Raw genomic sequence first — 12674 nt, forward strand, 5'->3', positions numbered from 1 at the left:
GTTTGCATGCAAGAGTTTTTAGGTTTTGGTGTGGTGGGGAATTTTGCAGGGCATTTGGAACAAGCGGGAGAGAGTCATAGTTTCATTAACATGAAAAGCGAAGAAAAGGACGCTCCCAAAGGGTTATTCCCTTTTTATATCCCGTATGAGAATTGTTATTTGGGGCGTTGTTGCATTGATAACCATAAGATTATTTTGCCTAATGATTTGAATTTAAAGGTGCAAGCAGAGCCAGAAATCGCTTTAGAATGCGATATTAAATACGATGAAAAACATTTGGTAACCAAGCTTGTGCCTAATTTTTTCATGGCGTTTAACGACGCTTCTGTACGCAACTTAGAAGCCACAAAACTTTCCCAAAAAAAGAATTTTTCACCAGCTTCTAAAGGCATGGGGCAGAAATTACCCATTGACAGGTTTGCTTATGGGGGCGTGTGTAACAATTTCTCTATCGCGTCTTTTTTGAAATACAATCATGTTTGGCACATTTACGGGGAAAACAGCAAATTGCTCAAATACGAGTTTTTTTATCAAAAGCTTTTAGATTGGATCAAAGACCAACTAAACCACCAACAAGATGGCGATTCTTTAGAGGCTCTAAGACCTTTTTTAGAGCGCCATAATTTCCCTACCAAAATGATTTTTGCGATTGGAGCTACCCCTTATATGCCTTTTGCGCAAGAGCATTTTTTACAAAAAGGCGATGAGGTGGTGATTGTTGCTTACAACCATTTACAATACAGTTTTGAAAAGATTCAAAGCCTCTTAGAAGAAGACACCCTACAAACCAAAGAACACACTAATCTTTCTTATGTCTATCAAATCGTAGAATAGTAAGGCTTTTACCTCTTTAGCTTTGCTTTTTTACCCTTTTAAAGATTAAATGCACCCCTTTTGACCCCCTTTTAGAGGATTTTTATGGTTTTTTTGAGATAATAAAGCGTTATAAAGTTAATTAAAATTAAACAAAAGGGTTTTGATGTCCGCTCATTTTTTAAAAATCGTTTTTTTAGTAGGCATGTGCGTTTCAAGTTTGTTCGCTGAAGGTTTAGAAGGGTTTTTTAACGCCCTAGAAGCCCAGCTCAAAAGCCCCATCGCTAAGGGGATTTTAATGGTGATTTTCATAGGGATCGCTATTTATGTGTGGAGGAATTTAGACCGGTGGAAAGAGATTTTATTCACGATCCTTGGCGTGGTGTTTGGGATTTTTTTATTCTTTAAAGCCCCGAGTTTGGCGAATTGGTTTATGGGAATTTTTTAATGATTATCCTCTCAGCGAGCGTGAAGAATTTGCGTGAAATTTCGGTTAAAGAAAAATTTTTATGGCTGAACGCTAAGTCTTATTTGATCTCTGTTTTTGCGCCTTTTATTTTGCTCCCTTGGATTGATTTATTGAGCGCTTTTTTATTGTATTTAGGGTTTTTAGTGCTCTTTAGCGTGCTGGAATTTTTTGATGAAGACATTGCAGATATTATCGTGGCTAAAAGCAAAATAAAGACTAAAACCAAATGTTATAGAGCGTAGGATGTTAGAAAAGCTTTTGAGCGCCGTCAAACAAAAAGTTTCAAACTATTTTTTAGGGGTTTTGCCTAAAAGCTATTCAATGAGTGAAGAAAACAACATTTTAGGCTTGTATGATGAACATTTTTTACTCACTAAAAACGAAAACTTAGTGGGCATCCTCCGTTTAGAGGGGGTGAGTTACACCCATTTAAGCACAGAGCAATTGCAAGATCTTTTCACAGAGCGCCAAATGGCGTTGGATTCTTTGGAAAAGGTCGTGGCGCGCCTGGTGGTTAAAAGGCGTAAAATTGATTATAAACAAAGCATTCAATCTGATTCTAAATACTTGCAAGCGATTTTGAATCAATTTGAAAATAAAGAAGTGTATGAGAATCAGTATTTTTTAGTTTTAGAAAGCACTCACTCTTTACATGGCGTTTTAGAGCATAAGAAAAAATCTTTCATGCACACTAATAGAGAAAATTTTAAGGATATTCTCTCTTATAAAGCGCATTTTTTGCAAGAAACTTTAAAAAGCCTAGAAATCCAACTCAAAAATTATGCCCCCAAACTCTTAAACTCTAAAGAGGTTTTGAATTTTTATGCAGAATATATTAATGGGTTTGATCTCCCTTTAAAGCCTCTAGTAGGAGGGTATTTGAGCGATAGCTATATCGCTAGTTCCATCACTTTTGAAAAAGATTATTTCATTCAAGAAAGTTTTAACCAAAAAACCTATAACCGCTTGATTGGTATTAAAGCTTATGAGAGCGAGCACATCACTTCTATAGCGATCGGAGCGCTTTTATACCAAGAAACGCCACTAGATATTATCTTTTCCATAGAGCCTATGAGCGCGCATAAAACGTTGAGTTTTTTAAAAGAGAGAGCCAAGTTTAGCATGTCCAATCTCGTTAAAAACGAGCTGCTAGAATACCAAGAACTAGTCAAAACCAAACGCCTATCCATGCAAAAATTCGCCCTAAACATTCTTATCAAAGCCCCTAGTTTAGAGGATTTAGACGCTCAAACTAGCTTAGTTTTAGGGCTTTTATTTAAAGAAAACTTAGTGGGCGTTATAGAAACTTTTGGCTTGAAAGGGGGGTATTTTTCCTTTTTCCCTGAACGCATCCATTTAAACCATCGCTTGCGTTTTTTGACCTCTAAAGCCCTAGCGTGTTTGGTGGTGTTTGAAAGGCAAAATTTAGGCTTTAAAGCTAATTCATGGGGGAATAGCCCTTTGAGCGTGTTTAAAAATTTGGATTATTCCCCTTTTTTATTCAATTTCCACAACCAAGAAGTGAGCCACAATAACGCTAAAGAAATCGCCAGAGTGAATGGGCATACTTTAGTTATAGGGGCAACCGGAAGCGGTAAAAGCACGCTGATTAGCTATTTAATGATGAGCGCTTTGAAATACCAAAACATGCGCCTTTTAGCCTTTGATAGGATGCAAGGGCTGTATTCTTTCACCGAATTTTTTAAAGGGCATTACCATGACGGCCAATCTTTTAGTATTAACCCCTTTTGTTTAGAGCCTAATTTACAGAATCTAGAATTTTTGCAATCCTTTTTTTTGAGCATGTTTGATCTCGCCCCTTCAAGGGATAAAGAAGCCTTAGAAGACATGAATGCGATTTCTAGTGCGATTAAGAGCCTTTATGAGACCCTATACCCCAAAGATTTTAGTTTGCTGGATTTTAAAGAAACGCTTAAAAGAACCTCATCTAACCAACTGGGCTTGAGCTTGGAGCCGTATTTGAATAACCCCCTTTTTAACGCTTTGAATGACGCGTTCAACTCCAACGCTTTTTTAAATGTAATCAACTTAGACGCTATCACCCAAAACCCTAAAGACTTAGGGCTTTTAGCCTATTATTTGTTTTATAAGATCTTAGAAGAGTCCAGGAAAAACGACAGCGGTTTTTTGGTTTTTTTAGACGAGTTTAAATCCTATGTGGAAAACGATTTGTTAAACACTAAAATCAACGCTTTAATCACGCAAGCCAGGAAAGCTAATGGCGTGGTGGTGTTGGCTTTGCAAGACATTTACCAACTCAGCGGAGTCAAAAACGCCCATAGTTTTTTAAGCAACATGGGGACTCTTATTTTGTATCCGCAAAAAAACGCTAGGGAGTTGAAACACAACTTCAATGTGCCTTTGAGCGAAACTGAAATTTCTTTTTTAGAAAACACCCCTTTGTATGCCAGGCAGGTTTTAGTCAAAAATCTGGGTAATGGGAGCTCTAACATGATTGATGTGAGTTTGGAGGGCTTGGGGCGTTATTTGAAAATCTTTAATTCGGATTCTAGTCATGTCAATAAAGTGAAAGCGTTACAAAAAGACTACCCTACAGAGTGGCGTGAGAAACTTTTGAAGAGTTAGTTTAAAAAAGTCAATATCATTTTGAAGCACTCCTATTCAGATGGCTAAGGCACACAAGAAATTAGGGGACTCTGCTGTATTCCTACCCTGAAGCGTTACCCTAAAATCCTATTGCATAGGTCCAAATAAGAGCTTAGGGATCATTTTAACCATAAAAAGCTTATGTTTTCATTAAAAATGTTATGATACGCTCAAATTAGTCAAGCAAACAAGCAAAAAAATTAAAAGGGTTAGATTGAAAGTATTCGTTCTGTTGATGTCGGTAATTTTAGGAATATCATTAACAGGTTGCATAGGCTATCGTATGGACTTAGAACATTTTAACACGCTCTATTATGAAGAAAGCCCTAAAAAAGCTTATGAATATTCCAAACAATTCACTAAGAAAAAAAAGAACGCTCTTTTATGGGACTTGCAAAACGGCTTGAGTGCTTTATACGCCAGGGATTACAAGACTTCTTTAGGGGTATTGGATCAAGCCGAGCAACGCTTTGATAAAACCCAAAGCGCTTTCACAAGAGGGGCTAGTTATGTGGGCGCCACCATGATTAATGATAACGTGCGCGCTTATGGGGGGAATATTTATGAGGGCGTTTTAATCAATTATTACAAAGCGATAGACTACATGCTTTTGAACGATAGCGCGAAAGCTAGGGTGCAATTCAACCGCGCGAACGAACGCCAACGCAGGGCTAAAGAATTTTATTATGAGGAAGTGCAAAAAGCCATTAAAGAAATCGATTCTAGCAAAAAGCACAATATTAATATGGAACGCTCTAGGGCAGAAGTGAGCGAGATTTTAAACAACACCTATTCTAATTTAGACAAATACGAAGCTTATCAAGGCTTGCTTAACCCGGCGGTTTCGTATCTTTCAGGGTTGTTTTACGCTTTAAATGGGGATAAGAATAAGGGATTAGGCTATCTTAATGAAGCCTATGGGATCAGTCAAAGCCCTTTCGTGGCCAAAGACTTGGTTTTTTTCAAAAACCCTAACAGGAGCCATTTCACTTGGATCATTATTGAAGATGGTAAAGAGCCGCAAAAAAGCGAATTTAAAATTGATGTGCCTATTTTTATGATTGATTCGGTTTATAACGTGAGTATAGCCTTGCCCAAGCTAGAAAAAGGGGAAGCGTTTTATCAAAATTTCACCTTAAAAGACGGAGAAAAAGTAACGCCCTTTGACACTTTAGCCTCAATAGATGCGGTGGTCGCTAGCGAATTCAGGAAGCAATTGCCCTACATTATCACTAGGGCTATTTTATCGGCTACTTTTAAGGTGGGCATGCAAGCGGTGGCGAACTATTATTTGGGGTTTGTTGGAGGGTTAGTAACTTCGTTGTATTCAGGTGTGAGTACCTTTGCAGACACCAGAAACACGAGCATTTTTGCCCATAAAATCTACCTCATGCGCATCAAAAACAAAGCCTTTGAAAGTTATGAAGTTCGAGCCGATTCCATTGACGCCTTTTCGTTTTCATTAAAGCCTTGTAAAAGATCGCTTGAAAGCCCTAAAATCATTGACGCTAGGGAATTGCTTTCTGGGTTTGTAACAGCCCCACAAGTCTTTTGCTCTAACCGCCATAACATTTTATATGTGCGCAGCTTTAAAAACGGGTTTGTTTTGAGTCGTTTAAAATGATTCCAAAACCCCCAAAGGAATTTTTAGTTTTTAAGTGTCGTTGGCATTAAACACAAACACGATATAATTATAAAACAATACGAAAACCTAAATTAAGGGGAAGTCATGGCTGATAGTTTAGCGGGCATTGATCAAGTTACGAGTTTGCATAAAAATAATGAGTTGCAGTTGTTGTGCTTTAGGCTGGGTAAAAACAAGGATTTGTATGCGGTCAATGTCTTTAAGATCCGTGAAGTGGTGAAATACCATGGCAATCTCACCATCATCAGCCACGAAAACAATTCGCTCGTTGAGGGGCTAATCATTATAAGAGAACTCACCATTCCTTTGATTGACATGAAAAAATGGTTTTATTATGACAGCCAGAACAAAAACAAGGATTTACGCCCTTACAGGATAGAAAAAGAAAAAGGCGAAGACGATATTGTCATGATTTGTGAGTTTTCTCGCTGGACCATAGGGGTTAGGATCTATGAAGCGGATAGGATTTTGAGCAAGAAATGGACTGAAATGGAGCAAAGCGCGGGGTTAGGGGGATCTGCAGGCAATAACAAGCTCGTGAGCCGCACGCGCTATTTTGACGGGCGTTTGGTGCAAGTGGTGGATATTGAAAAAATGCTTATAGACGTGTTCCCTTGGATTGAAGATGAAAAACACAACGATTTAGAGACGCTTTCTAAAATCCATTCTAACCAATGCGTTTTGCTCGCTGATGACTCCCCAAGCGTTTTAAAAACCATGCAAATGATTTTAGACAAGCTGGGCGTCAAGCACATTGATTTTATCAATGGTAAAACCTTATTAGAGCATTTGTTCAACCCAACAACCGATGTGAGTAATATTGGCCTGATTATTACCGATTTAGAAATGCCAGAGGCGAGCGGTTTTGAAGTGATCAAACAGGTTAAAAACAATCCTTTGACTTCAAAAATCCCTATCGTGGTCAATTCTTCTATGAGCGGCAGCTCTAATGAAGACATGGCCAGGAGTTTAAAGGCCGATGATTTCATCTCTAAGTCTAACCCTAAAGACATCCAGCGGGTGGTTAAGCAATTTTTGGAATTAGCATGAAAAAATACAGCGCTATCCCCACCCCTTGCTATGTGCTAGAGAGCGAACGCTTAGAAAAAAACGCCAAGATTTTAGAAATCGTGCGCCAACAAAGCGGGGCAAAGGTTTTGCTCGCTTTAAAGGGGTATGCGTTTTGGCGCGAGTTTGGGATTTTGAGACAAAAATTGAACGGGTGTTGCGCGAGCGGTCTTTATGAGGCTAAGCTTGCTTTTGAAGAATTTGGAGGGCGAGAGAGCCATAAGGAGATTTGCGTTTATAGCCCAGCTTTTAAAGAGGCTGAAATGAGCGCGATTTTACCCCTAGCGACAAGCATCATTTTCAACTCTTTTTACCAATACGCCACCTATAAAGACAGGATTTTAGATAAAAACAAGCAATTAGAAAACTTGGGCTTAAGCCCCATTAAAATGGGTTTGAGGATCAACCCTCTCTATAGCGAAGTAACCCCAGCGATTTATAACCCATGCTCTAAAATGAGCCGGTTAGGGATTACGCCTAGCGGATTTGAAAAGGGGGTGAAAGAGCATGGCTTAGAGGGGGTGAGCGGGTTGCATTTCCATACGCATTGCGAGCAAAACGCCGACGCTTTGTGCCGGACTTTAGAGCGTGTAGAAAGGTATTTCAAGCCCTATTTAGAAAACATGGCGTGGGTGAATTTTGGTGGGGGGCATCATATCACTAAGAGCGATTATGATGTGAATTTGCTCATTCAAACGATTAAGGATTTTAAAGAGCGTTATCATGATATAGAAGTGATTTTAGAGCCGGGGGAAGCCATAGGGTGGCAATGCGGGTTTTTAATCGCAAGCGTGATAGACATCGTTCAAAACGATCAAGAAATTGCGATCTTAGACGCTTCTTTCAGCGCTCACATGCCCGATTGCTTAGAAATGCCTTATCGCCCTAACATCCTTAAAGTCTCTGTAGAAAATGATGAAGAGCTTATTGAAGTTGAAAAGGGCGAAAATCAAGGGGCGTTTTCTTATTTTTTAGGCGGCCCTACTTGTTTAGCGGGGGATTTTATGGGGAGTTTTAGCTTTGAAACGCCTTTAAAAAGGGGCGATAAAATCGTGTTTCAAGACATGCTCCATTATACGATTGTCAAAAACAACTCGTTTAATGGCGTGCCGCTCCCAAGCCTGGCTAAAATAGACTCGCAAGGTTTTAAAATCCTTAAAAACTTTTCTTATGAAGATTATAAAAACAGAAATTAAGGCTTTTGATTAAGGTTTTTGGGGCTTGTAAAAAGACCCACGCACAACATTCCAACGCCAAGCCCGGCCAAAACCGCGCCAATGGTGTGCATGTCTAAATAAATACGAGCGAGCATGGTTAAGGGGATTAGGGGCAAGAGCCACAAGTATTTTTTAAAAGAATAGCGGCGCATTAAAAACGCTACCGCCAAACCCACCATAGACGAATGCCCACTTGGCATGTTGAAATTACCTCCATAAGGGCGCTCGCCCAAACGCTGATCATTGATCGTTACATGGTTTAAGGCTCTTTTAGTGGTGTGTGTGAGAAGGGTTGTAGCGATAGAAGCGTTAGCGACTTGAAAAAGCCCTATCGCATCTCTTTGGATTAAGGGAATCGCCACAGATAAAATCGTAGGGATAAAGCGTGCATAATGCTCGGTGAGATGAAACACCAAAGGCACGCTAGGCTGTTTAGGGACTTTAGGGAAGGGCACAAAAATGCCCAATAAAATCAAGCCCAAACTGAGAGCTAACAAAGTTTTAGAAAAGCTTTTGGGCAGGCTTTCACAAAATTTTTGTTTAAATAAGAATTTTTTCATGCGTGTTATTTCACTCTTTTTTGTGTTTGAGCAGGTCTAAAGAAGGGCGATAAACAACGCTTGGGTTTTTAAAATCCAAAAACACCCCTAAAACGCTATGGAAAATCACATTTTGATTAATGGGGGTTTGGGTTTGAATGATGGAATGCTCTTTTTTAAAATAATCATTGGCATAAACGATAAAGGGGATCTCGTATTGTTCTTTGGGAGCGATGCTTTTAGGAATGCCATGCAAATAGAACGCCTCTTCGCCCAAGCTTTCGCCATGATCGCTTAAATAAATCATTAAGGCGGGCTGCTTGGCTTTTTCAAGCATGCTAATGATTTTGTCTAACAGATAGTCGTTATAAAAAATGGTGTTGTCATAGGCGTTAATCAGGCTTTCTTTGGAGCAAGAAGACAGATCAGCGCTTGAGCAATAAGGCTTAAACACCCTAAAATTTAAAGGCACTTTGTTGTCGTAGTTGGGACCATGCGAGCCTGCAAGGTGTAAGATGAGCAAGACATTTTCATTAGAGTGTTCTTTTAAAAGGTCAGGCAAATTATAGAGTAAGGATTCATCATAAGGAGCGATCGCTTCACAATTGGGGCATTTTTGAATCAATTCATAGTTTTTGAGATAGCTGGTAACCTTAACGTTCTTTTCGCCGTCATTCGCACTATACCAAAAGACTTTGACACCCGCTTTAGTCAAGTAAGTGGGCAAGTTTTCATAGGTGTTCAAGCTGTTTTTAAAAGAAGAATCTAAAATGCATTCCAAACTCGCTGTCGTGTAAGTGGCGCAAGAAGTGGCGTTAAAAAGAGTGAGTTCGTGATTTTTTAAGCGTTTGCTTAGTCTTGGGGTGGTGGGTTTTTCATAGCCATAAAGGGCGTAATTGCGCTTCCTGGCGCTTTCGCCAATGACTAGCACCACAAACGAATGAGAATGATTGGGCGAAAAAAGAGGGAGCGGCTTGATAGTGGGGGCGAAAAATTTAAGAGCGCTCACTCTAAAAGCGTTCACGCTATAAGCGAAGGGCAAAATTAAGCCCCCTATGAATTTCGCATGCTTGTCAAACCACAGCCAATTTTTAGCGTTCATAAAAGCGCTAGCGATAAAGATAAACACTAACGCCAAGATCGCTAAGAATGGCGCTTTTTTAGAAGAATTTTTAAGGGGGATTTTATAGATGACATAGCCAGGCAACACCCCAAAAACAACGATAAAAACGAATAATTTAACGCTCAAAAAGCCTAAAACTTCATGCGTGTTGGTGTTTAAGACATTACCCATCATGCTCTTATTTAAAAACACCTTATAGGTGCTAATGAAATAGAAAGCGACGGAATTGAGCAGGCTAAAAACTATCGCGCTTAAGCGCATCAAATGAATAGAGATCAAACCTAATCCCAAAAAAAGAGCGCCATTAACGCAAAAAAGCACCACAACCATCATGGCGATAAAACTGACCTGGTTGCTTTCTTTATAAACATAAGCGAACAAAGGGAAATGGTATAAAACGCCAAAAATAAGGCTATAGAGCAGACCGGCTTGCAGACAACTTAGGGGCTTTAAAAACTTCAGATGGAATAATGATGTCAAACACGCCCCTTAAAATCAATCAATCTTAAGATTATATCGTAGGTATGGGGATTTTATGGTTTATTTTAAGGGTGGAAAGCACATTTTTTAGGGTGGTTGCATTTAAGGGCTTTAAAGTGCGTTTGTTGTAGGATTTCATCACGCCCCATAGTCGCAATATGGGGCAAATCCAAATAAGGAGCATGCCATGAAGCGTAAAAGTGGCAAACGCTCTTGGAAACTATTATACCTTGAAATTTCTTTTTCTTGGTTTAAGGTAGTGTTTTTGATGAAACGCTAATTTCTAAGAGCGTTCCCCTAAGCCTAAAAAGCTTAGGGGTTTCCTTTATAAGCGGGTTTGTCCTTGACTTTTGGGGCGTTTTTTGGTTAGTGGAACGCGCGAACGCTAAAGATGTTTGGGGTTTCTTGCTTGGGTGGTTTAAAATGATCGCTTGAATAACGCTAATTTTTATTTAGATTGTAAAAAACGCCTTTGAGTATTTTTTGTGATTAACGCTTGAAGTCAAAAAACTTTGTTTGGTGGAAAAAATTAAAAAAGTTTAGAAAAATAAAAGCTTTATGAAAAGTTAAAAAGCGAGTGAGAAGTCAGCGAAAAAAGATTAAACCCCCCAAAAAAGAGAGAGTTCAAAAAAGAAATCCCTTAAAAAGGGAGTTTTAAGCTTTTAGTAAGCGAACATATAGTTGAGATAGACGCTATAAAGCCTTCTGTATTGCAAGGTAGTGCCTAGCAAAGAATAATAATTCGTGTTGATCGTGGGGATCTTCACGCCTAATTCCATGCCATGTTGCGCGCTATGATCGGCGCCTCTTCTCTTATTTCTAGCGAGATTGGTCCTTAAGCCCAGATTGAATAAGAATTGGAAGTTAGAGGTGTTGATTTTAGCCTTATAGTAATTGTTCACATTCGCTAAATTCACATACTGAGAATTAAGCCATGAAGTCCCAGCTAGTTGGATACCGCCAAACGCGCCAAAAGAAATTTTATTGTGTTTAGTGGCTTTATCGTTGATGAAATTCACTAACAAATCGCCCCCCACGCCATAAGTCCAAACATCAGAAGAGGCGTTGAAAAATTGGGATTTGTTATAGGTGTGGTTGTAATCCACAAAGCCGTAGTATCTCGCGCCCCATCGTTTGTTTTTCCCAAAGAATTGCTTATAGCCCACTTGAAAGCCGATCCCATTCATCGCGCCGTTATTGGTGGTAGAAGCGGCGATTAAACCGGCGCGTCTGAAAGGGTTACTGCCGAGTTCTTGACTCCTGGATTGCACTTGAGAATGGATGTTGGAGTCAATATAGTAGTTGTCCTGTATGCCTTGCGGGCTATTAGGGTTAGTCTTTTTGCTCACCACATTTTGTAAAGACTGAGCGTCAGGCAAGTTAGAGAGCGCTGCTGTGATGCTGTCATAGTGTTCGCCTAGCTTTTTGTATTGGCCGCTGAAATTCGCTAAAGTGTAGGCGAGGTTTTGCGCGTTATGGATTTGCTCGGCTTGGTCGCCAAAATGAGCGATGCTGTCTTTTAAATTCGTTACGGTCTCTCCTACATACGCGCAACCGGCTCCCCAAGTGTTACCGGTCACTGTGCCGGATGGCGTGCCACGGAGATTGCCGTCGCTACCCTTTTCATGACACACCCCTAAAGAGTCTTTTACAAAGGCTTCAGGGATCCTTTCAAAGTCCTTCACCACTGCTTGAGCGCGGTTTAAAATCTCCGCTTGCGCTTTAGCGTTAGCGAACATGCTTTGGGCGAAGTTGGCGTCTTTATAGGGGTTGAATGTCTTCCCGGTATCCAAGTTGTGCTGGTTTTGCGCATTGGCAGCAACGATTTTGGATTGCTCTACGACTATTGTAGCGTTTTTGATCATGTCTTGAATCGCGCTGATTTCAGTGTCAAAGATTTCACACGCATTCCCACCTTTTTTAATATTCCACGACGCACCGCCTAATTCACCCTCTCTGTTATTGACCCATGGGCAATTTTGCGTGAGAACATTCATTATCGTTTGAGCTTGAGTTAAAAGATTGTGGGCATCATTAGTAACACTCTTAGTCTCATCATTTTGATTTTGACTATTATTTTTTGTGATTATTTTGACTTCCATTGTTGTATTTGTGTTACTTAAAACGGGAAGCCCTTCTTTAGGATTGCCCTTAAAAGCCGTTTGAATGATTTGATAAGCTTCATTGAGTTTTTTAAAGTTTTCAATGGATAGAGGACCACTGATTCCGGCTTTATACGGATCTAGACCACTACCACCACAAGTAATGTGATCTGAACTGTGTCCCGGTTGGTTGTTAAAGGTTTCACTGCCTTTTATTTGCTCTCCATTTTCCTCTTGTCTGAGAGTTCTTGAATGCCTTTAGTGTTTTTCACCATTTGAGAGGATTCACCGATTTGATAGCCCGCGCTCACAAAAAAGCCGTTGTCTTCAGCGCTTAAAGCGGAAACTAAAAGCGAACCTAAGGTTAATGAAAGAAATTTTTTCTTCATGTTTTCTCCTTTACTTTTTAAAATAAGATTGAAATTGTTAGTAAATCTTGCGGAAGTGTGTCTTTAAGTAAGACCATACCGCAAGCTTTCGTTAATATAGTATAAATTCATGGGATTTTGATATTAATGAGGCGTTTTTGCCCTTTCAAAAAAAAAGGTTTTTGTAGCGTTTCTAAACAAATATTAAACCAACTAAAGGTC

General features: G+C 39.6%; 10 protein-coding genes, 1 other RNA gene and 1 pseudogene. 7 read left to right on the top strand and 5 right to left on the bottom strand.

Annotated elements, in window-relative coordinates:
- The first annotated feature begins 6 nt into the window (after positions 1 to 6).
- From H7N69_RS00940 to H7N69_RS00955, 4 genes are all read left to right on the top strand, one after another.
- On the top strand, positions 7 to 834 hold the full coding sequence (locus H7N69_RS00940) for a DUF5718 family protein (protein ID WP_187884442.1): 828 nt from the start codon (positions 7 to 9) through the stop codon (positions 832 to 834).
- Between the two features lie 145 nt (positions 835 to 979).
- The gene (locus H7N69_RS00945; RefSeq protein ID WP_001272690.1) at positions 980 to 1261 is read left to right on the top strand and encodes a TrbC/VirB2 family protein; all 282 of its coding nucleotides are present in this window, start codon (positions 980 to 982) and stop codon (positions 1259 to 1261) included.
- Positions 1261 to 1524: a hypothetical protein gene (locus H7N69_RS00950; RefSeq protein ID WP_000584964.1), complete on the top strand. Its 264-nt coding sequence runs from the start codon at positions 1261 to 1263 to the stop codon at positions 1522 to 1524. Before H7N69_RS00945 ends, H7N69_RS00950 begins: the two co-directional genes overlap by 1 nt.
- 1 nt (position 1525) lies before the next feature.
- On the top strand, positions 1526 to 3889 hold the full coding sequence (locus H7N69_RS00955) for a VirB4 family type IV secretion/conjugal transfer ATPase (RefSeq protein ID WP_187884444.1): 2364 nt from the start codon (positions 1526 to 1528) through the stop codon (positions 3887 to 3889).
- 30 nt (positions 3890 to 3919) lie between these two features.
- On the opposite strand, the gene ffs is transcribed toward H7N69_RS00955, so the two are convergent.
- Positions 3920 to 4017, bottom strand: an RNA gene (gene ffs / locus H7N69_RS00960) — signal recognition particle sRNA small type.
- Positions 4018 to 4193: 176 nt separating this feature from the next.
- On the opposite strand from ffs, the gene H7N69_RS00965 reads away from it, so the two are divergent.
- From H7N69_RS00965 to nspC, 3 genes are all read left to right on the top strand, one after another.
- The gene (locus H7N69_RS00965) at positions 4194 to 5534 is read left to right on the top strand and encodes a COG3014 family protein (protein ID WP_187884634.1); all 1341 of its coding nucleotides are present in this window, start codon (positions 4194 to 4196) and stop codon (positions 5532 to 5534) included.
- Positions 5535 to 5639: 105 nt separating this feature from the next.
- Positions 5640 to 6605, top strand: a complete 966-nt coding sequence (gene cheV1, locus H7N69_RS00970; protein WP_000785454.1) for a chemotaxis protein CheV1 — start codon at positions 5640 to 5642, stop codon at positions 6603 to 6605.
- Positions 6602 to 7819: a carboxynorspermidine decarboxylase gene (gene nspC / locus H7N69_RS00975; protein ID WP_187884446.1), complete on the top strand. Its 1218-nt coding sequence runs from the start codon at positions 6602 to 6604 to the stop codon at positions 7817 to 7819. Before cheV1 ends, nspC begins: the two co-directional genes overlap by 4 nt.
- On the opposite strand, the gene lpxE is transcribed toward nspC, so the two are convergent.
- The 4 genes and pseudogenes from lpxE to H7N69_RS00990 all read right to left on the bottom strand — a co-directional run bounded on the left by lpxE (position 7816) and on the right by H7N69_RS00990 (position 12473).
- A complete protein-coding gene (gene lpxE, locus H7N69_RS00980) occupies positions 7816 to 8361 on the bottom strand; it encodes a lipid A 1-phosphatase LpxE (protein WP_232260163.1) in 546 nt (181 codons plus the stop codon). The genes nspC and lpxE overlap by 4 nt on opposite strands.
- Positions 8362 to 8410: 49 nt before the next feature.
- Positions 8411 to 9982: a phosphoethanolamine--lipid A transferase EptA gene (gene eptA, locus H7N69_RS00985; protein ID WP_187884450.1), complete on the bottom strand. Its 1572-nt coding sequence runs from the start codon at positions 9980 to 9982 to the stop codon at positions 8411 to 8413.
- Positions 9983 to 10013: 31 nt separating this feature from the next.
- Positions 10014 to 10166 carry a hypothetical protein gene (locus tag H7N69_RS07825; protein ID WP_232260152.1) on the bottom strand — a complete coding sequence of 51 codons (153 nt, stop codon included), beginning with the start codon at positions 10164 to 10166 and terminating at the stop codon, positions 10014 to 10016.
- Between the two features lie 478 nt (positions 10167 to 10644).
- Positions 10645 to 12473: pseudogene (locus H7N69_RS00990) on the bottom strand (outer membrane protein).
- Positions 12474 to 12674 lie beyond the last annotated feature (201 nt).

This window comes from Helicobacter pylori (assembly GCF_014497725.1).
Taxonomy (GTDB): Bacteria; Campylobacterota; Campylobacteria; order Campylobacterales; family Helicobacteraceae; genus Helicobacter; species Helicobacter pylori_DE.

What these genes read in the sequence shown, in the direction of transcription:
- cheV1 (WP_000785454.1), top strand. Translation starts at nt 5,640, where the DNA reads ATGGCTGATAGTTTAGCGGGCATTGATCAAGTTACGAGTTTGCATAAA.
- H7N69_RS00955 (WP_187884444.1), top strand. Translation starts at nt 1,526, where the DNA reads ATGTTAGAAAAGCTTTTGAGCGCCGTCAAACAAAAAGTTTCAAACTAT.
- H7N69_RS00950 (WP_000584964.1), top strand. Translation starts at nt 1,261, where the DNA reads ATGATTATCCTCTCAGCGAGCGTGAAGAATTTGCGTGAAATTTCGGTT.
- nspC (WP_187884446.1), top strand. Translation starts at nt 6,602, where the DNA reads ATGAAAAAATACAGCGCTATCCCCACCCCTTGCTATGTGCTAGAGAGC.
- H7N69_RS00940 (WP_187884442.1), top strand. Translation starts at nt 7, where the DNA reads ATGCAAGAGTTTTTAGGTTTTGGTGTGGTGGGGAATTTTGCAGGGCAT.
- H7N69_RS07825 (WP_232260152.1), bottom strand. Translation starts at nt 10,166, where the DNA reads ATGCTCCTTATTTGGATTTGCCCCATATTGCGACTATGGGGCGTGATG.
- H7N69_RS00945 (WP_001272690.1), top strand. Translation starts at nt 980, where the DNA reads ATGTCCGCTCATTTTTTAAAAATCGTTTTTTTAGTAGGCATGTGCGTT.
- H7N69_RS00965 (WP_187884634.1), top strand. Translation starts at nt 4,194, where the DNA reads ATGGACTTAGAACATTTTAACACGCTCTATTATGAAGAAAGCCCTAAA.